At 61.4% G+C, this 22,842-nt stretch carries 20 protein-coding genes and 1 pseudogene; 7 read left to right on the forward strand and 14 right to left on the reverse strand.

Annotated elements, in window-relative coordinates:
• Window positions 1-4: 4 nt before the first annotated feature.
• From FF80_RS19385 to FF80_RS19420, 7 genes and pseudogenes are all read right to left on the reverse strand, one after another.
• A complete protein-coding gene (locus tag FF80_RS19385) occupies window positions 5-1,138 on the reverse strand; it encodes an ABC transporter ATP-binding protein (protein WP_244445836.1) in 1,134 nt (377 codons plus the stop codon).
• On the reverse strand, window positions 1,095-1,910 hold the full coding sequence (locus FF80_RS19390) for an ABC transporter permease (protein ID WP_052153782.1): 816 nt from the start codon (window positions 1,908-1,910) through the stop codon (window positions 1,095-1,097). The genes FF80_RS19385 and FF80_RS19390 overlap by 44 nt, the downstream gene beginning before the upstream one ends.
• The gene (locus tag FF80_RS19395) at window positions 1,910-2,737 is read right to left on the reverse strand and encodes an ABC transporter permease (protein WP_035103364.1); all 828 of its coding nucleotides are present in this window, start codon (window positions 2,735-2,737) and stop codon (window positions 1,910-1,912) included. Before FF80_RS19395 ends, FF80_RS19390 begins: the two co-directional genes overlap by 1 nt.
• 103 nt (window positions 2,738-2,840) lie before the next feature.
• Window positions 2,841-3,974, reverse strand: a complete 1,134-nt coding sequence (locus FF80_RS19400; RefSeq protein WP_035103367.1) for a spermidine/putrescine ABC transporter substrate-binding protein — start codon at window positions 3,972-3,974, stop codon at window positions 2,841-2,843.
• Window positions 3,975-4,655: 681 nt separating this feature from the next.
• The gene (locus FF80_RS19410) at window positions 4,656-5,666 is read right to left on the reverse strand and encodes a PAS domain S-box protein (protein ID WP_348270341.1); all 1,011 of its coding nucleotides are present in this window, start codon (window positions 5,664-5,666) and stop codon (window positions 4,656-4,658) included.
• Window positions 5,643-6,209: pseudogene (locus tag FF80_RS22435) on the reverse strand (PAS domain-containing protein); the annotation flags it as partial. The pseudogene FF80_RS22435 and the gene FF80_RS19410, both read right to left, overlap by 24 nt.
• A 463-nt stretch (window positions 6,210-6,672) precedes the next feature.
• A complete protein-coding gene (locus FF80_RS19420) occupies window positions 6,673-7,512 on the reverse strand; it encodes an enoyl-CoA hydratase/isomerase family protein (RefSeq protein WP_035103373.1) in 840 nt (279 codons plus the stop codon).
• 101 nt (window positions 7,513-7,613) lie between these two features.
• Here FF80_RS19420 and FF80_RS19425 point away from each other — a divergent pair, with 101 nt between their 5' ends.
• Window positions 7,614-7,973, forward strand: a complete 360-nt coding sequence (locus tag FF80_RS19425; protein WP_035103375.1) for a helix-turn-helix domain-containing protein — start codon at window positions 7,614-7,616, stop codon at window positions 7,971-7,973.
• Between the two features lie 236 nt (window positions 7,974-8,209).
• Here the strand turns inward: FF80_RS19425 and FF80_RS19430 are convergent, their stop codons facing one another.
• On the reverse strand, window positions 8,210-11,473 hold the full coding sequence (locus tag FF80_RS19430) for an Ig-like domain repeat protein (protein WP_160172866.1): 3,264 nt from the start codon (window positions 11,471-11,473) through the stop codon (window positions 8,210-8,212).
• Window positions 11,474-11,547: 74 nt separating this feature from the next.
• On the reverse strand, window positions 11,548-12,015 hold the full coding sequence (locus FF80_RS19435; protein WP_035103380.1) for a hypothetical protein: 468 nt from the start codon (window positions 12,013-12,015) through the stop codon (window positions 11,548-11,550).
• Window positions 12,016-12,146: 131 nt separating this feature from the next.
• Here FF80_RS19435 and FF80_RS19440 point away from each other — a divergent pair, with 131 nt between their 5' ends.
• The 3 genes from FF80_RS19440 to FF80_RS19450 all read left to right on the forward strand — a co-directional run bounded on the left by FF80_RS19440 (window position 12,147) and on the right by FF80_RS19450 (window position 16,447).
• On the forward strand, window positions 12,147-12,824 hold the full coding sequence (locus FF80_RS19440) for a response regulator transcription factor (RefSeq protein WP_035103382.1): 678 nt from the start codon (window positions 12,147-12,149) through the stop codon (window positions 12,822-12,824).
• Window positions 12,821-14,665, forward strand: coding sequence for a hypothetical protein (locus tag FF80_RS19445; RefSeq protein WP_052153783.1), 1,845 nt, complete (start codon window positions 12,821-12,823; stop codon window positions 14,663-14,665). Before FF80_RS19440 ends, FF80_RS19445 begins: the two co-directional genes overlap by 4 nt.
• A gap of 834 nt (window positions 14,666-15,499) precedes the next feature.
• The gene (locus tag FF80_RS19450; protein ID WP_052153784.1) at window positions 15,500-16,447 is read left to right on the forward strand and encodes a hypothetical protein; all 948 of its coding nucleotides are present in this window, start codon (window positions 15,500-15,502) and stop codon (window positions 16,445-16,447) included.
• Between the two features lie 34 nt (window positions 16,448-16,481).
• Here the strand turns inward: FF80_RS19450 and FF80_RS19455 are convergent, their stop codons facing one another.
• From FF80_RS19455 to FF80_RS19465, 3 genes are all read right to left on the reverse strand, one after another.
• Complete coding sequence (locus tag FF80_RS19455; RefSeq protein WP_035103384.1) at window positions 16,482-17,408, reverse strand: LysR family transcriptional regulator; 927 nt, start codon at window positions 17,406-17,408, stop codon at window positions 16,482-16,484.
• Between the two features lie 180 nt (window positions 17,409-17,588).
• Complete coding sequence (locus FF80_RS19460; RefSeq protein ID WP_035103387.1) at window positions 17,589-18,221, reverse strand: FMN-binding negative transcriptional regulator; 633 nt, start codon at window positions 18,219-18,221, stop codon at window positions 17,589-17,591.
• A gap of 24 nt (window positions 18,222-18,245) precedes the next feature.
• Window positions 18,246-18,857 carry a LysE/ArgO family amino acid transporter gene (locus FF80_RS19465; protein ID WP_035103389.1) on the reverse strand — a complete coding sequence of 204 codons (612 nt, stop codon included), beginning with the start codon at window positions 18,855-18,857 and terminating at the stop codon, window positions 18,246-18,248.
• Between the two features lie 94 nt (window positions 18,858-18,951).
• Here FF80_RS19465 and FF80_RS19470 point away from each other — a divergent pair, with 94 nt between their 5' ends.
• Window positions 18,952-19,854, forward strand: a complete 903-nt coding sequence (locus FF80_RS19470; RefSeq protein ID WP_035103391.1) for a LysR family transcriptional regulator ArgP — start codon at window positions 18,952-18,954, stop codon at window positions 19,852-19,854.
• Between the two features lie 30 nt (window positions 19,855-19,884).
• Here FF80_RS19470 and FF80_RS19475 read toward each other — a convergent pair whose 3' ends face one another.
• Window positions 19,885-20,733 (reverse strand): SDR family oxidoreductase, encoded by an 849-nt coding sequence (locus FF80_RS19475; protein ID WP_035103394.1) that lies wholly within the window; start codon window positions 20,731-20,733, stop codon window positions 19,885-19,887.
• Between the two features lie 123 nt (window positions 20,734-20,856).
• Between FF80_RS19475 and FF80_RS19480 the strand changes: the two genes are divergently transcribed.
• On the forward strand, window positions 20,857-21,246 hold the full coding sequence (locus tag FF80_RS19480; RefSeq protein ID WP_035103396.1) for a helix-turn-helix domain-containing protein: 390 nt from the start codon (window positions 20,857-20,859) through the stop codon (window positions 21,244-21,246).
• A gap of 48 nt (window positions 21,247-21,294) precedes the next feature.
• Here FF80_RS19480 and FF80_RS19485 read toward each other — a convergent pair whose 3' ends face one another.
• Window positions 21,295-22,248, reverse strand: a complete 954-nt coding sequence (locus FF80_RS19485; protein WP_152558448.1) for an alpha/beta hydrolase — start codon at window positions 22,246-22,248, stop codon at window positions 21,295-21,297.
• Here FF80_RS19485 and FF80_RS19490 point away from each other — a divergent pair.
• Window positions 22,247-22,783 carry a MarR family transcriptional regulator gene (locus FF80_RS19490; protein ID WP_200877239.1) on the forward strand — a complete coding sequence of 179 codons (537 nt, stop codon included), beginning with the start codon at window positions 22,247-22,249 and terminating at the stop codon, window positions 22,781-22,783. The two genes, FF80_RS19485 and FF80_RS19490, sit on opposite strands and share 2 nt — an antisense overlap.
• Window positions 22,784-22,842: the final 59 nt, after the last annotated feature.

Raw genomic sequence — 22,842 nt, forward strand, 5'->3', positions numbered from 1 at the left:
GTCTTCAGTTCGTGTCGGGCAGCAGCCAGGCGTGATCGGGCTGCCAATATAGAGTCAGCTTTGAGCCGGGCTGAATGTTGAGAGCTTCAATTTCGTGCTGTTGCTTCTGCACGCGGAACTCGGCGCCATCTGCCTCGACGAAAATCGTCTGCGTCGAGCCGACAAACTCAATGCCAATCACCTTGCCGGCCACGGAGTTGGCGGAGGCCATATTGGCCTGGCCGATCTGGATGCGGTCGGCGGCAATGACGAAGCTCACATCTCCGGAACGAGCAGCGTTCTTGCTGGCTACCCGAAACTGACCTGCCTTGCCATCGATTACCACACCCTCGCCATCGCTCCGCGACACTGAGCCACTAACAATGTTGTTCATGCCCATGAAATCGGCCACGAAGGCATTTGCTGGCTCGCGATAGACATCCTGTGGGCGGCCGGTCTGCTGGATGGTGCCTTCGCTCATGAGAACGATGCGGTCCGCCAGCGCAAAGGCTTCTGACTGGGCGTGAGTGACATAAATAAAGGTGATGCCCAGTTCTTTATGCAGCCGCGACAGTTCCGTCTGCATGCGCACGCGCAAGTGGGAGTCGAGGGCGCTCAAGGGTTCATCAAGCAGCAGAACGGAGGGCTGCGTCACCAGCGATCGGGCTATGGCGACGCGTTGGCGCTGGCCGCCGGACAATTGCGCAATGCCGCGATTGGCCATGGTCCCAAGGCCCAGCTTCTCCAGCCATTCCATAGCCCTGTCGCGACGTACTTTGGGTGTAACGCCCTTCATACGCAGCGGAAATTCGACATTCTCGATGACGGTCATGAATGGGAAGAGAGCCAGGCTCTGCCAAACCATGGGCGTGTCGCGCTCATAGGCCGGGATGCCGCTCATGGCACGGCCACCGATATAGATCTCGCCACCTGTCGGCTCGTCCAGACCGGCAATTAGCCGTAGCGTGGTCGACTTGCCGCATCCAGAGGGACCCATCAGGGCGATGAACTCACCGCCTTTGATGTCAAGGCTGATATCCTTGACGGCATGGTGGCCGGGGAAGCGCTTGTCCAGATTTTTTAGGCTGACGAAGGGATCGGTCATGGGGATGCCTTTAGCCGTTGGAGGAGGTTGCCCGGGTGGCGCGGAACCCGACAAAGCGCTGAGCGATAAGCACAAGAGCCACGCTGATGATGAGTACCATGGTGCCGATCGCGTTGATTTTCGGGTTCACCTGTCCCTGGAGGAGGTTGAGGATGCGCACTGGCAGCGTCTCATTCACGCCACCCACAAACCAGGCGATCAGGAACTCGTCGAACGACACCGCCGCTGACAGGAAGAACGAGGCGAACAGGGCCGGCCGACAAAACGGCACGGTGATGAAGAAGATCGTCGCAAAAGGCGAGGCTCCCAGGTTCCACGCTGCCGGCTCCAGGTCACGGGAAAACTTCCCCAGCCGCAGCCGAACAATGGCCATGGCGAACGAGGTCGCGATCGCTACGTGGCAGACGATGATCGCCTCCCGGCTCCCGAACAGGCCGATGCGAGACAGAAAGGCCAGCATGGCCATGCTCAGAATGCTGACAGGCACGGCCGGGGGCACGGCCACCAGCAGGCCGAACAGTGTCTTGCCGCGAAAGAAGTAGCGATAGTCGATATAGGCGGCCGCGAAGCCGAGCACCGTAGCGATAGCCGCCGTTCCCAGCCCCACGATGACGCTGTTGACGAAGGCGTCGCGGATCATCGAGTCGGCCAGCACCGCCTGGTGCCACTGCAGGCTGAACCCGCCCCATGGGATGGTCGGGAACCGGTTCGCGTCAAATGAGAACACGACGATGATCAACATCGGCGTCGCGATGAACAGCGCCAGCAGGGACAGGAAACCAAACTGCGACAGCCGCGACAGGCGGGTATTCAGGATACGTGACATCACTGGGCTCCCTTGCCGGTGCGAGTCAGTAACTGTCCGGCGACAAAGACCAGAATGAGCGCCGCCAGCATCGTGATGCCGATGACCGAGGCCCTGGGCCATTGCGATCCGGATTTGACGGTATCGACGATCAGGATCGACAGCGTGGGCGGATTGCTGCCGGTCATGAACAGCGGACTGACATAGTCGCCAAAGGACAGGATGAATGCCGTGGACGCCGCCAGGACGATGGCGTTGCGGATCGATGGCAGCAAGACGTGAACGATCACCTTGCTGCGCCGGCAGCCAAGGTTTTCGGCTGCTTCGATCAGTGTGCGGTCAATGCCCGAAAAAGCGAGTACCAATACCAGGATAGCGACCGGCAGCGTCAGGGTGAGCAGGCCGATCTGCAGCGCCAACTGTCCGCCCAGGAGCGATAGACCGGCCCCTCCCAGCCCCTTGAAGACGCTGTTGATGACGCCTTCCGGGCTCAAGACAATCTGCCAGGCATAGATCCGGAGCAGATAGCTCGAGAACACCGGGACGATGAGACAGGTGACGGCCAGGTTTCGCAGTTTTGGCGACAACCTGAAGGCAATCGTGTACGCCGCCGGGAGCGCGACGAGCACGGTCAGCAATGTTGCCAGCGAGGCGGTTCCGGCCGTGTAGACCAGTGCCTTCTGATAGGGACCGGAGAGCAGGACCTTGGTCCAGTTATCGAACGAGAATGCAGGCTCGAGCTTGAAGGACGCAACCTTCCAGAATGTCACGACCAGCAGGAAGGCCAGTGGCGCGGCAAAGAAGACCAATTGCCAGATAAGAACGGGAGCTCCCAGCACCACGGGCATAAACGAGTGCGATCCGACCCTGGAAGCAGGGGCTCTCCGAGATCCGGTCGCGCCGTCGACGTGTATGCTGTCAGTCATCGCTGAGAACTCCCCAGGCTTGTTGCTAGAGGCTCTTGAACTCGCTCCAGACGTCGTTCCAATCCTCGATCGACTGCTGCGACGGCAACTGGCGGAAGGCGATCTTGCCGGCCTTGTACTCGTCCATGACATTGGGCGCGTCGAAGGTCAGGCGCAGGATTTCTGCATCGGTTGGCATGGTCTCGTTCAGCAACCGCCAGCCTGCCATCGAGGGGATCGATTTCTTGTTGTCGACCTTGGTCGCCATCTTCACCTGGCCTTCCGGGGAGGTCGTGTACTGGATGAACTTGCGAGCCAGATCAGCCTTCGGCGTTCCTTTCACGATCGAAAGAGACTCCGTCCATTGCAGCCCGCCCTCGTCGGGGATGATGGTATCGACCGGCACGCCGTTGAGGCGGAGGCCCAAGGTGATCCATTCGCCAATGCCGGGGACCAGATGCGTCTGGCCGTTGGTCAATGACGAGAAGATGTCGGCAATGGTGTAAAAACCCGACGCCTGAGGCTTCAGCGAGAACAGCTTCTGTTTGACCGCCTCGAAGTGCTCGGAGTCGATATCGAAGGGTGGGCGATTGCCCTCGGCCAGGCTGATCGAGCCCATGGACGGCAGATACCAGTCAAAGAACCCGACCTTGCCCTGCGCCTTCTCGGCCCACAGAGCGGCATAGGACTGCACTTCCTCAGGCTTATAGACATCGGTGTTGTATGACAGGCCGAGATAGCCGAAATCGGTCATCACGCCATAAAGCTTGTCGTCGAACCAGTGCAGCGGGAACTTCTGGAATTCGGGGAAGAAGTCCTCGAGCGGATAGTCCGCCGGGTCCAGCTCCTCGATGAAATCGGCTTCGTGCAGCAGGTGCATGTATTCGGCGTCGGCAAGCACAACATCGAAGGAGCCCGGTGGCGATTGGTTGATCACCGCCAGCATCTGGTCGCCACCGACATATTCTTTGATCCGGACGGTGACGCCATGTTCTTTCTCGAAGTCGGCGATCAGGTAGGGGTCGGCATTGCCAGGCCATGACAGGTAATTGAGGACATTGGGCTCCTGGGCCTGGGCCAGCGACCACTTGCTGGTCGCGGCGACGGCCGCGCCGGCCAGGCCGGCTTTAATGAACCCTCTGCGACTGAGGTCGCGAGACATGAATTTCGGCACGTTCATTGTTCTCTCTCCATTGTGCGCAGTAAGTGCATGCGATTGGTGCATGCAAAACATGGAGCAAATTGCGTGCCAACTTTGCCGCCCGAAAAAGTTGTTTGATATCAACGGCCGCGCTGCACTTGCGCCAGATGAGAGAATAGGATCTCTGCCTACAAAGGAGGCGCCCTGCGCAGGGTCGCTTACTATTTAATCATTTGAGCGGCATTCAACAGGCCGGACGCAGAGACGGGTCACCTGCATCCATGCCTGTCGCCCGAGGCCCTTGGCCAGCTGGCGATTTTGCCTAAAGTCTGCCAATCACCTTCTGGATGCCGGAAGCGAACAAGCCGCTACTCCTCCTCTTCGACGTTGCCCGCAGAGCAACGTTTTCTAGCTACGCTCCATCGCCACTTTATGGGCAGCTTGGACCGAGGCGAGGATTTGGTCGGCGGACTTGGAGGCATTCATCAGCGGTATCGGCGGCTGGATGTCGTAAGCAGCTTCAATAGGGAGGACGAGCTTCTTCGCCGCTGCTTCCTGGAGGAGTTCGCCGATGAATTGCCCGATCCACTCTGGCCGCCCTGGCCCCGGGGAAGGTTCTTGGTCCCCGCCGGCACACACTCGCCGGATACGGATACTGAACCCCATGGTCAGTTGCAAATTTTCAGGCAAGCTGTCGACCAGCCCCGACGTCTTCTGCTGCTATTCGCGGATTTTGGCTTGTGGCAATGTGACCTTTATCTCAAGGCCATGGTTCGTAAACTCTCGAGAAAAACTGCCACCGAGCGCGCCGATGGTCGCACGTGCCAGGCGACTGCCGAATCCTTCCTGTGAGGAATCTACTCCTCGCTGGCCCACCCCATCTTCCCGCCAGATCATGCGGAACGTGTCTCCCTCGCCCGAGCACTCGACCACCACCTGACCCGTGGGTTCCGCCAGAGCACCGTATTTGAGCGCGTTCGTCGCGAACTCGTGAAGCAGCAGGGCGATATTGGTAATGGCGCTGCGCCCGAGCGAGAAGTCGTCCCCCACAACGATTATTCGAGGCCCGGAGGCCTCATCGCCACAATAAGGCTCGGTCACCTCTGCAATGAGCGCGTGAAGCGTCGCGATCTGGTGAAAATCGGTCTCGGCAGTTGCCAGAGTAAGAGAATGAGCTCGCGCCAGCGCCAGAAATTTTCCCTGAAGGTCGGAGACAAGGTCCTGAACAGATAAGGCGCCGCGGGCGCTCAGATTGACAAGTCCACCAGCCAACGCAAAGAGGTTCTTCACGCGGTGGTTCATCTCATGAAGCAAGAGGTCCTTCTGCTCTTCGGCGCGCCGCCTGTCCGAAATGTCCCGCGCGATTTTCGACGCGCCAACAACTTTTCCATCTGCATCGGCGATAGGCGATACGGACAGGGAGACATCGATAAGGCTGCCGTCCTTTCTCTGCCGGACGGTCTCATAGTGGTCGATGCGTTCGCCTTGTCGGATGCGGGCAAGGATCCGTGGCTCTTCGTCCTGGCGGTCCTGCGGAATGAGAATGGTGACGGGCTTCCCGATCACCTCATCTTCACGATACCCGAAAACGCGTTCTGCGCCCTGGTTCCAGCTCATGATGATGCCGTTCACATCCTTGGACAGGATTGCATCATCGGAGGATTCCACGATCGCAGCCAGACGTTGACTGGCGAGCTCCGCAGCTTTGCGCCCGCTGATGTCCACCAGCATGTTGACGGCGCCGGCGAGTTCTCCTGCTTCGTTGAACAGCGGCGTAGGGTAGGCAAGAAACGGAACGCGCGCGCCGTCCGGCCGCTCTGCCGCTGCTTCCTGTCCCGCGATGGCCCTCTGCTCCTTGAGCGCAATGGCCATGGGGCACTGATCGTGCGGTAGCGGCGTGCCGTCCGGCCAGTAAAGCTTCCACGAGCCGCAAAACTCGCTCCGCCCGATCTCCGGACGCGCGCCCCACAAACTGACGGCTGCTTCGTTGAAGAAAGTGATCTTGCCCGCAGCGTCCGTCGTATAGATCGCCGCAGGCAGCGCTTGGAGGATTTGCGCAAGCGAGGTTGCGCCGGCGTCAGAGGTCCTGAGCGAGGGCCAATGAAGGCTACTGTCGCGAAAGACGTTTACGGCGCCGACGACATGCCCGTTGTGGTCCTTTAGCGGTTCGATACTCACCAGCGCGGTAATACGGCTTCCATCCGGGCGCTCTACCTGGATGCGCTTATCGCGATACCGCTGGCCTGTCGCGAGCGCGACGGCCGTAGGACATTCGGCGTGGGGATTTGTGTGTCGTCGAGATCAAGCAGACGATAGGAGCCGCAGAAGCGCTCATCGGGCTCTCCCAACTTTGGCTCCCGTCCCCAGAGCTCTGCCGCAGCAGGATTAAATCTGGTGATTAGGCCATCCGCGTCGCACACGTACACGCCGATAGGTAGGTTCTGCAGCAGGAACCCGTCATCAAGTAGCTCGGAAAGCTGTGTGGAGGGACTTTTGACAGATGTCTTTTCAAGCAATGGCATAGCGTTCTCCGGAACTATTAACGTCCGGGCGCCGCAGCCGCTCGGTTCTCCGCTTCTAAACGACAGCAACAGTAAACCTACCATAGGCAAGATAGAATAGACAGCGCAAAGGAAGGGGGGCCATTGACACAAACCGCGATAGAGAAGCTACCGCTCCAGGGGAACGTGAACTTGGCGGGGTGCGCTAGATCGCGCCGCCAAGCATTCGAGATGGATTACGGTTGTTGCGCTGCCAGTTCGCGAAGCATGACTTCGATGTTGCGCTCAACAACAGGTGTCTGTGCGCCCCGTTCCAGGCCGCCAAGGATCAATCGTCCGGCCGCCGGTCGTGCAATCAGGCCGGCCCAGGCAGCATTCTCGCTTTCTAAGCCGTTCCCATAGTCCTCGGCTGGGACAGCCTGCTTTGCTGCGGCAACAACGCCATCGGCCAGGGTCGAAATGTTTTGGGCAAGAGCATCGACGAACGCGCCGATGCTGTCAGGCGGAAGTACGCGATTGATCCAACCATAGCGTTCTGCGGTTTTCGCATCGAACAAATCGGCTCCAAGCAATACTTCAAGTGCACGGTTCCTGCCGACACGGTGGCGTAGATATTGCGTTCCCGCTCCACCAGGAACGATGCCCATCAAGGCTTCGACCTGGCTGAGCGCGGCCCGGCCGATAGCACCAAAGCTCATATCAGCTGCGGCAACGAATTCGGCGCCCCCGCCTCTCGCCATGCCTTCGAGCTGGACGATCGTAACCTGCGGCAGGCGACGCACACGCTCGGAGAGGCTTTGGAATGGGTTCAACCCGGGCAGGGCGAGCGCGGTCAGTTTTTCGAAGAACTTGGGATCTTCTGCCATGGTCATGTCGACATGAGCGATGAAAAAATCGGGATTGGCACTGTCGAAGACGACGACCTTGGTCGCCGCATCGTCCTTCACCGAGTCGAGAAAGGCGGTCAGCTCAACCATCATCTGGAGCGAGAGGACATTGACCGGCGCATTATCGATGGTGACGCGGGCGATGCCGCCTTGGGTAACGACGTGAATGGTTTGGTATGGGGCAGTCATGAAGGCTCCAGCTCTTGTGAAAAGGGAGCGTCTTAAGTATGCATCTGATACCTAGTGTCAATTACGCATTCTGAAGATATCAGGGATGCCGGAGCATACCGATGGACGATGTAGATCCCCATTTCAAAGTGGATTGCCCCAGCCGGCAAATTCTCGATCAGATCGCCGACAAGTGGTCGATGATGGCCTTGTTCGTCTTGAGAGAGCCTAGGCGCTTCAACGAGATCAAGCGCAGGCTTGCCGGCATAACCCAGCGGGTGCTGACGCAAACCCTGCGTAAGCTTGAACGCAATGGCATGATCACCCGCCGGGTTTTGCCCGGACCGCCGCTCGGGGTCGAATATGCGTTGACCCCGCTTGGCCAATCGCTGGAGGGGCCGTTTTCAGTCCTGTACGGCTGGACCGTTGACAATATGGACGCGATTGGTGCGGCGCAGTCCAACTATGACAGTCGAGACTAGAAGTTCGATCGGGCGGGCGGCGTCATACCGTCGATTCTTCAACGTTCAACGTTCGCTTCGGAAACTGGCCCAAATGCAGCTGGGGGCGAGGATATTGACGAAGGTCACTTCACCGTTCGACATAACTTTATGCTCCATCTCTATGGCGCGGCCTAGAGCGCGCCAGCCAAACGCCGGGCTTACCAATCGGGCCCATTTGTATGACGACCGCGAGCATGGAAATGTCGGGCAATGCGCTAGAAGGGCAGTCTAACCTTGATCTTGGCGCTGGTGACCGTTCCAGTGTCGCCGCCGATGCCATCGAGGGCCGACGACAAGCCCAATTTCGCGCCTCCGGGCAGAGATAAATCGATCGTGCCTTCGATACGCGCGTGAATATCGCCGAACCCGGAAGCCGTCGGGGTCCTGAGAATATCGGCGATAGCTTCAAGGCGCAGGCCGGTATCGATGACCACATTGCCCGCGGCTGCATAGCGGTAGGAGATCGCTGGCCCAACGGCGATCTGGCCGAGACCGGCGGTGATCGAGGCAATGCCAACCCCCAGACTATCGGTATAGGCCTTGGTGGTTTCCTCGAAATAGCTCACCCGGGCACGCGGGCTGAACGTCCAGTTGGCCCATTGCCACTGGCCCTGCAGCGAGGCGCTTAGCAGCCAGCGCGTGGCATCGAACCCGTCCTCATAGGTGCCATAGGGGCTGACCAGGTTTGAGGATGTGCCCGCTGCGGCGAGAATGTCGAGATAAAGACTTTCGTTCAGGCGCGCGGTGGCATAGGGCCCGGCCAGCCAGCCGGTGCCTGATATCGTCGCCGGATCCAGCGATGAGCTTTGCGACAGGTGGTCCACCTGCACGAACCCACCGATGAGCAGGTCCGGCGTGACCAGATAGTCGGCTCCAAAGCTGGCAGTGTTGAAAGTGCCGTCCGGACCGCCGGCGTCGAACAAGGCGAAAGTGCCCTCGAGCCACATGTCGAACTGGCCGGATGCCTCATTGCCGGCTAGGCGCTCGATGGCGCCGAGCGAGGTGGAGACGGTAAGCGGGCCGCCCTGGACGACGCCCGGCAGATAATTCATCAGCGCGGAAACGGGATTGCCACCGGAGGGCGTGGCGCCGTTGAGGCGATCGATGCGGCGCTGGACATCGGGCTGGTTGGCCAGGATCAGGTCGGCGCGGGTAATCAGGAAATCCTCGATCAGCCGGCTGGTCTTCTCGCCGGACTGGACCGAGGTGAAGGTGCAGATAAGTGCCTCGCCGGCATCGAGCACGATGCTGGCGGTGCGGCTGGCGATATCGGCGATACTATCGCCATCGGAACAGGCCAGGCCGGTAAGGCCGAAACCGGCGCCGCTCATGTCGTCGCCGGTGACGCTATAGGTCCCGGCCGCAAGGGATATGGCCGCGCTTGCCCCGCGCCCACCCGAAGTGGCAACGGACAGGTTGAGACCGCTCGTTGCTGACGAGAAGCCAAACACTGCATCCATGCCATCGGTTTCTTGCCGGATGGTGACCGAACCCAGCGCGATCACCGTATGGGCGAGTGTCGGCGTCATTGAGCCGGCGTGGCGCGTGTCCCCGTCATAGCGGGCAAGAATCTCATGCGAACCGGCATCGAGCAGGCTGGTCGTCAATGTCGCAACGCCCCCCGACATTGCCGATGGAGGCTGGGCGGTCCCGTCGATCAGAAAGGTGACGGTGCCGGACGCCGTGGCCGGCAACACCGTGGCGGTGAAGGTCACCGCCTGTCCGGGCGTCGAGCTGGGGCTGGATACGGCAAGCGTTGCCGTCGTGACGATCTGGCCGACCGAATGAGCAATGGCGCCGGTGCTGGGCGCATTGTTGATATCTCCAGAATAGGTGGCGCTGATGGCGTGCGGACCAACACCGAGCGTCGAGAGCGTAAGCAACGCTTCCACGCCCGATAGCGGCACGCTGCCCAGCGAGGTCGGACCATCGAAGAACTCAACGCTGCCGGTTGGCGCCGCGGCGCCGACCACCGTCGCGGTGAAGCTGACGGACTCGCCGGCAGTCGAGGTCGGGCCCGACGCGGCAAGTGTCAGCGTCGTGACGATCTGATCGACTGAATGAGCGACAATACCCGAGGTGCTGGACGCATTATCGGTGTCGCCCGAATAGACTGCGGTGATGGAGTGCGGACCCACGCCCAGGGTCGAAAGCGACAACGACGCCTCGACGCCCGATAGCGGCACGCTGCCCAGCGAGGTCGCACCGTCGAAGAACTCAACGCTGCCGGTCGGCGCCACGCCGCCGGATAGCGTCGCGGTAAACAGGACGGCCTGGCCAAGCGTCGAAGTCGGGACCGATGCGGCAAGCGAGACTGTGGTTGAGACCTGGCCCACCGTGAAAACCGTCTCGGCCGACGCGGGCGAGACGTTGCTGGCGGCATCGGTCGCAGTGGCGGTGACCCGGTGCGGTCCATCCGCGAGCAAGGCGCTGGCAAACGCCCAGGCGCCGCCAGCAGCCGTCGCGTTGCCTGCCGGGACGCCGTCGATCGTCAGCGTTACCGTTGCATTGGCTTCGGCCGTTCCGCTGATCGTGGGTGTGCTGTCGTGGATGATTGCGCCGTTGGCCGGCGCCGTTATCACCGGCGCCGCTGGGGCGGTGGTATCCGCCAGGCCATTGCCGGCAAGGGGCACCGATATAGGGCCGGAGACGGCATCGCTGACGATATCGAGCTGCGCCGTGACGATACCGCCCGAGCTTGGGTCAAAGCTGACCGTGAAATCCCCGGTAGCGGAAATCGCCCCCAGCGATGCGGGGGACACACTGAAACCGGATCCGGCAGTGACCGTGATCGCCGAAACATTGACCGATGAGATGCCGATGGATCGCAAGGTGAACGTGTGGGCTACAGACCCGGCATCCACTTGCACATCGCCAAAGTCGCGGCCGTTGAGAACGGTGGCGGCACCGGAGGACACCGCACCACTATATTCGAGCTGGACATCGGGGCGGGGGATGCAGTCGGGGTCCTGGGACATATCGACGGCTGTCTGGTGATAATTGCCGCCATTGCCAGCAGGGGCGTCCGGAGGTGAAAGTGGTGGCGTGTAGTCGCCTCGGCCATCACCTGCATCGATGAAAGATGAACGCAGGTAGAGGTATGTGGCATTCCCGACGAGATAAGCGCTCCGAACAGTAACGTCACCTGATGCCGATGCAATCGTGGAACCGGCAGGCGTCGTCGCTGTCAATTGATTGCGATTGTAGCCCGAGGTCCAGATACTAACCGAAACCGTCTCCCCTGGGCCGCCGGTGGTCGCACTAAAGCTGGTGTGGACAACTGCGACATCACTGTTCTTATAGGGCCCGGCCACGCAGAGATCGTCGCCTACATAGGACCAGATCAAGCTGCCGTTTGAAACAGCGGCGGCGGCCTGGGACACCCCCTGGATCAGAACCAGGGCGGCAAGGATCAGAACTAAGCCGGCGTTCTTCAGCGACCGGGGCGGAGCCGGACGTCGGATATGATCTACGAGCACGCGCCACGCCTTCTAAAACTATCTGTTCAATCTCAAGATGCGTACCTGGCATCACGGCACGATGGGGCGACCGATCACGCCGCCCGGGCCACAGGATCTGCCGGTATCGGGGCGACGGTGCTCGTGGATGTGCTCGGGTCGGCAGGCGTGAGTTCGGCGAGGGGCAGGCGCGTGGTGAAAGTCGCCATAATTTCGCCGGCCGGTGTGCAAAGCTCATGGTAGAGAAGCAATTCTCCGGTGCCGATGGCGAAAAATCTGGTGCGGACCAGTAAGCTTTCAAAGGGCCGCAGCCGCGCCTTGGCGGATTGGGATTGCAATTCCGGTTTACCGGCAGCAAGGTCCGGAAAATACCCGCAATCGGCGCACCAGCCGCGGGCGGCGAGCGCGGCGATATCGGTCCACAAACCGCGTGTGGGGTGGCCTCTCCGGTCCAACTCCCAAGGCATGGGCCGCAGCGTAAGCATGGTTACATCCTGCGCGGGCGCCCAGCTTGTCACCAGGCCGTCCAGTTTCTGCCGTATCCGACGAAAAGCTGCGATCATGATCCGCCTCCCCCAGGCGCCATAGCTGGGCCGGACCATAGGCGCGGGGGCGCGGCGAGGGCATACCATGAAAGTGGTATGCTTGGCCGGTGGGGGCTGACTATAGTCGGGCCGGGTTAGCGGGGACCGCCATGGCGAGCGAGGGGCACAGGAGCGAGCGTCTTCGGATTGTTCTGGTGGAGGATGACGAGCCGATCCGCCGGCGCCTTGCCGCCATTCTGGCCGCCTGGCAGGGAGCCGCTCTGGTGGCCGAATGCGGCACGCTTGCCGAGGCCTTGCAGGCCATCAAGGCAAAAGAATTCGACCTGCTGGTTACCGACCTCAAACTGCCCGATGGCAATGGCATCGAGGCGATAAGACTATTGCGCCAGACCCGGCCGGACGCCGAAGCCATGGTGATCTCGGTGATGACTGACGAGCGTATCGTGCTCGACGCCATTGAGGCCGGTGCTGCGGGCTACCTGCTGAAAGACGCCGACAGTATCGACCTCATCGAGGCCATTACCGATGTCATGGCGGGGCGCTCCCCCATTTCCTCGCGCATTGCGCGGGTGCTCGTGCGGCGGCTCTCGGAGCGGGGCGATATTGCCGCCGAGCCAGCCCCTGACAAGCCCCATCTCACGCCACGCGAAATGGATATTCTTTGGGGTATTGCCAAAGGTTTTACCTATGCCGAACTGGCCGAGCGGCTGAACATGTCGCGCCAGACCGTGCCGGTGCACATCCGTAATATCTACCGCAAGCTGCAGGCTTCCAACCGTTCCGAGGCGGTGTTCGAGGCGACGCGTCTGGGATTGATCCGGCTGTGAGCGCAGCGGACGCAGAGGCCCCGGCGCAGCGCAAGGCTCCCGCGCTGCCCGCGTTCCTGTTGATCCTGCTGACCCTGGTGCTGGGGACCATGCCCGATTGGGCCCGGCTACCCATACCGACCGCAGGGCTGACCTTCGAGCAGGCCGAACTGGCCGTAGCGGGCAGGCCAAATGAAATGGTGCAACTGCCGCATAGCTTTCATCCGCCCACAGCGGGAGCAGCCAGCGCCGCCTATGAGATCGTCTTCACCCTTGGGGAAATCCCTTCCCAGCCGCAGGAAATCTATATCCCGGCATTGCGTCACAATTTGTCCTTCACGCTCAACGGCAATCTCGGCCCGCTGCCCCTGGTATCGCCCTGGATGCAGCCGACCCAGGGCATAACGTTGCTGCTGCGCGTGCCGCCCAATCTGTTCGTTGTGGGCACCAACCGGTTGCGGCTGGAGTTGGCCCGGACCGAAGGACAGATACCGTTTTATCTTTCTGCCGTGCATCTCGGGCCGATCGACGTGCTGGGGAAATCGCCATGGTTTGCCATGCTGCAAGCCGGGCAGGCGCGCATTGCCGCCCTCGTGCTGCATATGGTGGTGGTCTTGGGGCTGGTCACCCTGTGGACGGCGCGGCGGCACGATCCGGTGTTTCGCTGGTTGGCGCTGCTGGGCTGCACCACGCTGGCGGTCACCTTTCTTGAAATGGAGGGAGCAACGCTGGGCGCAGCCACCGGGTCGCTGGTATTGCTGCAAAACCTGCTGCTGGGATCGTTCGGCCTGATCGTGCTGGGCCTGGCCCTGGCGCTGGCAGAGCGCGCCCGGCCGCCCTGGCTGATCCACGCCGTCTGGATTTTGCCGCTGGCCTTGGTGGGTTGCGTGCGACTGCTCCCCATGTGGCCAATGCTGGCCGTGCTTATCAGCGTCGCCATGGCGCTGACGGGCTATCTGGGCGCCGCCCTGATGCTGATCATCAGTTTTTGGCGGCAAAAGCGCTGGACCATGGGGCTTTTGGCCGTGCCCTTCCTGCTGGTGGGCTGGATCGGGCTGCGCGATTTTATCGTGGTGCTGGGGCTGCGCGACGCGCCCTTCCTGCTCTCGAGCTATTTGCGGCCACTGACCATGCTGGCCATTGTCGTGCTGCTCATGCGCCGGCTGGCTACCAGTCTCAATAGCCTGGACCGGTCCAATGACGATCTGCGACAGCGCCTGGCCGAGCAGGAAAGCGAGCTTTCGGCTCTTCATGAGCGGGAGCGGCGGCATGCAGCCCAGACGGTACGCGAAGACGAGCGGCAAAGGCTCACGCTGGACCTGCACGACGGGCTCAGCGGCCACCTGGTTTCCATAATCGCACTCAGCGAGCGCGGCGCGGATCATAAGGTCGTCGAAGGCGCCGCCCGCGCGGCGCTCGATGATCTGCGGCTGGTGATCAATTCACTCGACATTGGCGACCAGGACCTGCCGCTGGCCATGGCCGGCTTTCGCGAAAAGCTGGAGCCGCAATTGCGGCGTCTTGGCGTCGCGCTGGACTGGTCGATGGAGAAATTGCCCGAGATTTCCGGCGTGACGCCTGGCAATGCGCTTTCGGTTTTGCGGATCCTGCAGGAGGCAGTTACCAATGCGATCAAGCACAGCACGACCGCGACGATCCGCATTCAGGGGCGCCCCGATATCAACGGCGCAGCAATCACCATCGGCAATGACGTGGTGCAAGATGACGAAATCGGCTCCGGCCACGGCCTCGATAACATGCGCCGCCGGGCTGAGGCGCTGGGTGGTCAGGTCTGCTTCAAACGGGCTGACGGCCAGGCCATTCTAACCCTGCGCCTCCCGCTCCGGCTTGCGGATCGCTAAGCAATTGCCGACCTGGCAGAGCTTGGAAACAAGCGCAGCGATCCGCTAACTGCCTGCTCGCATCGCCCAACGCCCAATGCTCATCGGTCTTGCGGGTATGGAGTTCGGGACGCGCCCCAACCGCCTGACCGTTGGTCCCTATGCCGACGGCATCGATCCGGTGAACGCCGCACATGAGCAATTGCAGACCGACATGGTCAGTCACTCACCGGCAGTCGATCTATTCACACTCGGGTAGCGGCTACAGACCTACGGTTAACGCTTGGGCAAAGGAGCGGCAACTGGCGACGGCGGTCGCTTCCGTGGGTGTGAGGCGCGGCAACGGATTTTTCGGTTTTGAAGCCGCCGGTCGGCAAACCACCTCGTTTAAGACGGCGACCGACCCCCAAATCGGTCCTTCAAAGTGCTCCCACTGTCACCGAAGTTGCCGTTCATTTGGTGGCGCCGGGCGAGGTAACCCAAGCAATTTGAGCGTGCGAACGATCATTAGGCGGAGCGATCGGCGTCCTGGCGGTTACCGGCGCCGCACTTGGGCATTGCTTCGCGCAATCGTACGATTCATGGTCTAGCTGGACGCGGGCCCGCCAGCACCTAGGGAAGAACGGACCGCACACGCCCGCTATGCTGCTGACGCTGCAGCGCGCGACTCTCTAACGAGCGAGGGTCGGATGGGCATCTCGCAGTACGATCCTGCCTGCCAAGGGCGACCCGTTTTTACGGCGCAAGCCGTGGAGCAATCGATCTGATCGATTTGTCCCATCGAGGATTGGAATTTCTGCAGCAGGCAGGAGCCCCCTAGATCAGCGTCATCGATGATCGAAAGGAACTTCAGAAATGATCCGTCGTACTCTTCTCGCCGGCGTGGCGATTGCCCCCATCCTCGCCCTCGCTGCCCCCTCCGTGGCTCAGGACATAGCCTTCAACTCGGACCAGTCCTATCCCGAGAGCTTCACCTATTCGGCCAAGCAGGACAGCTTCATGCTCGGTTCGGTCACGCAGGGCCTTGTCGCCAGGCTCGATCGAACCGGCGCCTACACGCCGTTCGTCACCGATGACCGTTTGGTCTCGACGGTCGGCCTGTTGGTCGACGATGCCAGCAACACGCTGTGGGTCACCAATTCAGATCCGGGTGCGGGCGCCCGTACCGCCGCCGCGACCCAAGGCACGCTGGCAGCTGTCGCCACCTACGACGCCACCACCGGCGCACCCAAGGCCTATTATGACCTGGGCAACCTCAGCGAAGGCGCCCACTTTGCCAACGACATCGCCCTCGACGATGCGGGCAATGCTTATGTGACTGACAGCTTCGCACCGCTCATCTACAAGATCGACACCTCGGGCAATGCTGCCATCTTTGCCCAGAGTCCGCTGTTTCTGACCGAGCAGGGCTTCAACCTCAACGGGATCGCCTGGCATGAGGATGGTTACCTGCTGGTCGGTAAATACAATAGCGGAGAGCTGTTCCGGGTCAGCTTGACCGATCCGACCGATATCGCCTCGGTCACGCTGCCCGAAGCACTGGTGGGCGTCGACGGCATCCATCTGGTCGATGGCGAACACCTGCTGGCGGTGCAGAACCTTGGCGCCGATCGCGTGGTTGAGCTGACCTCGACCGATGGCTGGCGCTCCGCCACCATCACGCGGCAGCAGGCCAGTGCACTCTCGATGCCGACTGCAGCCGCAACCGCGGGAAGCGACACATATGTGCTCAACTCCCGGCTGGATACGCTGTTCGACCCCGAGGCGGCCAAGGTCGGCGACTACCTACTGCAGGAGTTCTAGCGGCTGACACGGCCGGGAACGCCGCCCGGCCGTGTCAGTTCGACCCGCGTCCGTTCCTGGCGCTCTGCAGCACTTGCTTGCGTAACCAGCTATGTGCGGCATCCGCGCTCATGCGCGGATGCCAGAACAGGCTCATCTCGAACGGCGCCAGTTCCAGCGGTGCCTCTACCAGGTCCAGCGTGCCGGCAAACCGCTGCAGGAACCGGCGCGGCAGGGTGCAGACAAGGTCGGTGCTGCCCAGGATCAGCGGCGCGAGGGCATAGCTTTGCGCCGAGACGCTCACACGACGCTCACGCCCGAGGTCGGACAGCACGGCGTCGATGATGCCGGAGAAATTGCCCCCGCTGGTCGAAATCAACAAGTGATCGAGGGTGCAGAATTCGTCCAGGGTCAGCGGTCCGGTGCCGCGTGGATGGTCGCGCCGCTGGGCCGTAACGAACTCCTCCTTAAACAGCTTGCGCGCCATCAGGCCGGGCACGACGTCCTCGGCAACGCCGATGAACACATCGATGTCGCCCGTTTCGAGATCCTCGGCGATCCGTGCCTTGTTGGGCATGGTGAAGGCCACCCTGGCGCGCGGCGCCGCGGCCTTGATCAAAGGGATCAGGTCGGGCGCCAGGATCGACACCGGATTGTCGGTCGCCGCTATGCGGAAGATGCGCGTGCTGGTCGCTGGCTCGAATACTTTTGCCGTGCCGATGAATGCGCTCAACTGCTCCAACAACCCAGCCAGGTCAGACTTCAGCGCCAGGGCGTGCGGCGAGGCGACCATTCCTCGGCCCGACGTCGAAGGGATGAAAAGCGGATCGCCCAGCAGTTGGCGAAGTCGCGTCAGGCGGGCAGAAAGCGCGGATTGCGTGATGTTCAGCCGTGCCGCGGCATGGGTGACATTGTTGTCCTTGAGCAGTGCATCCAAGGTCACCAACAGGCTGACATCAAGTTCCGCAAGTGGATGGTTCAATCCAAGTTCTCCGCAGCTCGATCGACATGTAGTCACCATGCACCGGCGCTGTCATCTGCTGAATAGCCATTGAAATGGCCTCACCGTAAGACTCGAACGGGTCTAGCTCAGCCGGGCCGCGCGGTAGTAGCCATCATCAGTGCAATCTGTCCCTCCGGACACCGACCTTTTGAGCCTTATCTATCGTGGTCCAGTCGGAATGAGCGGTGCGACGGCCTGGTCGCCGGCCCGAGCGCTTTCGGCGAGGCCCTTGGCGACGCCGAGACGGTCTTGCGCACTGTCGCGCTGGCCCATCTTGAGCTTGCCCTCGAGGCGGGCAATGGGCAGCCGGATCCCCACTATGCCCTTGAGTTGCGCCTGGATGTAGCTATCAGGCGCATCGGCGACGGCCCAGGGTTCCGCTCGATCTTTCTCGTGGAGCGTGGTCAGCCGCGAAACGACATCAAGCAACCGGTTCTTGTCCTGGAAGAACTCGACCGGACCGTAGGCGTGTACCGCCACATAGTTCCAGGTGGGCACGACCTTGCCCGTCTCCTGCTTGGTCGCGTACCAGGATGGGGTGATATAGGCGTCCGGCCCCGAAAACAGGACGAGAGCTTCCCCCAGCACAGGAAGGCTCCACTGGCTATTTGCCCGCGCCAGGTGCCCGTAGAGCGTCCCATGGGGACCCTCGGTCTCGTCCAGGAACAGAGGCAGCGGCGTCGCCAGCAGACCCTCGGCCGCCGCCGTCACCAGCGTCGCCAGTCGCGATTGCCGCATGATCACCCGGAGCGTCTCGGGATCGTCTTGCTTGTATGCGGGCGGGGTATACATCGGTCTGCCTCCAGTTTTGACGGCTCAGGCGCCGACAATGAGCTTCAGCGCTATGCCGGTCATGACCACGGCGATGACCGCGTCCAGAATGCGCCATGCCAACGGTTTGGCAAAGACCGGCCGCAGCCAGATTGCCCCGTAGCCAAGCGAGAAGAAGAACAGGAATGATCCAATCACGGCACCCGCCGCGAAGGACAGTTCGAGGCCCGGAAACTGCGTCGATATCGTCCCAAGCAGGACGACAGTGTCGAGATAGACGTGCGGATTGAGCCAGGTGATGGCGAGGCAGGCAAGCAGTGTCGCCATGAGAGTGGGGCTCGCCACCTCGGTTGCGACGCGCAACGCCTCCGTCGACCGCAGGGCACTGAGCAGGCTCCTGGCGCCATACCAGATCAGGAACGCGGCGCCGCCATAGCGCATCACCGGGTCGAGCCAGGGAAGCCAGGCCGTCACCTTTCCGAAGCCGGTCACGCCGGCCACGATCAGGATTGCGTCCGACAGGGCGCAGGTCAGGCAGACCGCCAGGACGTGCTCGTTGCGCAACCCGTGACGCAGCACGAAGGCGTTCTGTGCCCCGATGGCGACGATGAGGCTTAGGCCCATCGTCATGCCGGCGATGAAAACCGAGAAATCCACCTGAACCCCTTGATGATTGTTGGACCTGCAGATAACTGGCGCAGGGTGATTAGGCCAGTTAAACTAGCTAACCAAGATTTAGCGGAGCTAATCCATGATCGACTATGGCGCGGCGCGAGCCGTAGCGACGGTGGTACAGACGGGCAGCTTCGAGAAGGCGGCCAGGGCGCTCAATGTCACCCCGTCCGCTATCTCCCAACGCGTCCGCCAGATGGAGGAACGGCTTGGTGTCGTCCTGATCGAGAGGGGCACCCCCTGCACGGCCACCGAACGGGGGGAATGGCTCTGTCGGCACATGGAGCATGTGGGCATGCTCGAAAGGGGATTGATCGAGAATCTTCCGGGGCTCATTGATCCGGATGCCGGCATGCAAAGGGTAACGCTCAACGTCGCCACCAATGCCGACAGCCTGGCGACGTGGTTCCTTATTGCTGTTGCCGCCTTCACCCGGCAAACCGACCACCTCTTGAGTGTTTCGATCGACGACGAGGGACACACAGCCGAATGGCTGCGGCGCGGCCGCGTGGTGGCGGCGGTCACCTCCCTCGGCAAGCCGGTCCAGGGATGCCATGCCACTCCATTGGGCGCGCTGCGCTACCACGCCACCGCGAGCCTCGAATATATCGATCGCCACTTCCCGGCCGGCGTAACGCCGGAATCGCTGGTCCAGGCGCCGGCGCTCACCTTCAACCAGAAGGATCGCCTCCAGATCGAGTGGATGCATAAAGCCTTCGGACAGAGCGTCACCCATCCAACCCACTGGTTGCCCTCGACGCAGGGCTTTGTCGATGCAAGCCTCGCGGGGATCGGTTGGGCCCTGAACCCGGCGCAACTGGTGAAGGATCACCTGGCGGAAGGCCGGCTGGTCGAACTGATCCCGGGCATCTCGCTGGATGTACCCCTGTTTTGGCAGGTGAATCGCTTGTCTGCCGATCCGCTATCCGCGCTCACCCAGGCAGTCATCGGCGCGGCGCGGCGCGAACTGGTGGTGAGTTGATCGGGGCTTCCGGCAGCGCACCTGGCGGGCCTAACGCAAGGCTGCAACCAGAGCATCGCGCAACGCCATCGGTGGACGCCCAGCGAGACGCTCCACGTCGCCGGTGACGATATCCATTCCACCAGCGGCGAAATGATGCTGGATGCTCACCAGGACATTCACGAAGTCCGTGGGTATCCCTGCCTGTTCGAGGCCAGCCTTGAATGCTGCGGCGGAAACAACCAAAAAACCGAGCGATTGGCCGGTGACTTCGGCAATCAGTGCCGCACGCTCTGCCCCGGTATAGGCCTTGGAGCCGGTGGCCGTGTATGTCGCTCCGGCATGGCCTTCCCCCAGCAGAATGCCGGCGGTTGCTGCAGCGATGTCATCCCGCGCCACGAATGCCACACGGTTCTCAGAAAAGCCGGGCAGGGCACCCCGCTGCGTAGCCATGGTTGCCTCTTGAGCCAGAGATTCCGCATAATAATTCATGCGCAAAATGGTCCAACGCGGCGCGTTGCGAATAACATATCGCTCGCTGGCCCAGTACGCCGCGCCAATGTCGGGCTCGGCGACGTCGCGCGCTCCGGCTCCCGACAAGATCACCACATGTTTGACGCCGGCGCTGACAGCCGCCTCAATCGCTGTGATATTCTGCTCGCTCCTCTTGCCAGGACGCATATCGCTTGAGGGGATCAGAACCAACCGATCCAAGCCTGCATAGGCTTGCGCCAGGGTGTCGGGGTGATCGTAGTCGCCATATCGCGCCGTGACCCCGTTGGGGATCCTATCGGGTGTACGAGAAATTGCTATCGTCTCGTGACCTGCTGAACGGGCGGTCAACTCTCCCACGATAGCCTGCCCCAGATTTCCGCTTGCGCCACTAACGCCGATCTTCATTTATCCATCCAATATCGTTACGAACAATTTGTTCGTGACGATAAGAGGGTAACTGAGAAAGGCGCAAGACGGCACGATTTGGTGCCTCGCGAACAGGTTTGATCGCGCGCAGGTTTGGGGAGAATGACGATGGCAAATTTACCAGGCGAGGCCGAAACAGAGGCTGCGGCGAATTGCAAAGCTCTTGGGCGTATTCTCGACAGGATAGGCGACAAGTGGACCGTGCTGGTGGTTGAGGTCTTGACACATGGCCCTTTGCGTTTCAACGCCATGCAACGAGCCGTTCCTGGAATTTCTCACCGCATGCTGACCTTGACGCTGCGTGGCCTCGAACGCGATGGCTTGGTGCAGCGCACGGCATTTCCGACTATTCCACCTCGCGTGGAATATGCCCTGACTGAGGCAGGGCATTCGCTCAAGGCCCCGCTGCAAGCCCTCGTCTCATGGGCCCGATCGCGCCAGGAGGGGATCGAAACAGCGCAACTGCTGTTCGATCAACGCCGTCGCGGCTAATATCGAGATGTTTGCTGGACACCGATATGGCCGACTCCTCTGTAACGTTTAAAGTTTGTCACCGTCGACATCAGCCAGGAAGTCGAGCATGGCAGAGGCCATCCGGTCGGGCGCTTCCATGGCTGCGTAGTGGCCAACGCCATCAAGCAAAACCGTGCGTATTTTGTGCAGGCTCACCTGGGCCATGGTGGCGGCGGTGAACTCACCGCCACCCGCGCCGATGGCAAGGACAGGCATGCTCAACGGCTCTGCCTGGGCGATAGCCTTGATGGCGGCACCGTCGCGGAGCATTGATCGATAAAGTGCCGCAGCGCCTTGCCAGCCATCGGGCCTGGCATAGGTGCGGGCAAATTCTGCGATGTCCGTTGGAGAAATGGCTGCCGGATCGGCAGACATCGAGGCGAACATGAATTGCAGAAATGCGTCTTCATGTCCCGTCAGCAGCATCTGGGCAATACCAGGGGCGGCCAGTACCCCAATATGCCAGGCGCCGCCATGCGTGATGTCGGCCAGCGCCTCCAGTCCAAAGCCGGCCAGGCCCATCTCTATCGCGGTAAAACTCGTGATGTCAGCGGGATGCTTCGCCGCCAACTGGAAAAGGCTAGCGCCGGCAATGTCTTGTCCGGCGAGATGTACGGGGCCGACATCGAGATGAGCAATGAGATCGTGCAGATCCGCTGCCGCCGTGTTGCCGTCCTGCATATCGTCCCCGGCGCTGGAATCGCCGAAGCCGCGCAGGTCGAGGGCGAAGACGCGGTGGCGCTCGGCAAGCAGCGGCATCACCTTGTGAAAAGTCCACCAGGTTTCCGGAAAGCCATGCACCAGAAGGATTGGCGAGCCCCTGGTGCCGGCCGACACATAGTGGATCTCGGCAGCGTTGATCGCAACGCGGTGATGGGTAAAGCCGGGGCGCGTCTGGCCGACAGGAGTAATTTGCATTTTTGATCTCCATTTGGACAACCTAGTTGTCGTTATAGAGATATAGACAACCCCATTGTCCATGTCCACGCATTTCGACAACCTGGTTGTCACTTCATTCGGCGCGACTTATGCTGGCGCCATGTCACGAACCGGCGCAGATCTCGCACTTCTCCTGCTTGGCGGCTTTCGCTCGCTCGCGGCCGCCGCGACGGCCGAACTGGCGCGTCGCGGCCATGATGATGTGCACCCGGCGCATGATTTCGCCATGCGGGCTATTGCTGCAGGAGCCGACAACGCGTCGGAACTGGGTCGACGGCTGGCAGTCAGCAAACAGGCGGCCGCCAAGACCATCGCGCTGCTCGAGGAGCGCGGCTACGTCACCCGCGCCGACGACCCGACCGATGCACGTCGCAAGCTGGTTCAGGTTACCCTGCAGGGAAATGCGGTTATGCGCGAAGGCGAGGCGATTTTCGAGGAACTGCGCTCGAGATGGGCGAAGCAGGTTGGCAGCGATGAACTCGCCAGACTCGAAAGGACCCTCACTGAGCTTGTCGGCAGCGAACCGATTAGTCTCGCTGCACCGGGCCGGATTGTCTCCGATATTGGCGATGCGTGATGCTGCAATCGCGAAAGCTGCCATATTCTGAGCGAGCTTAATCCAATCGGCCTATCGGC

Origin of the sequence: Devosia sp. LC5 (genome assembly GCF_000735585.1) — a bacterium.
GTDB lineage: Bacteria > Pseudomonadota > Alphaproteobacteria > Rhizobiales > Devosiaceae > Devosia.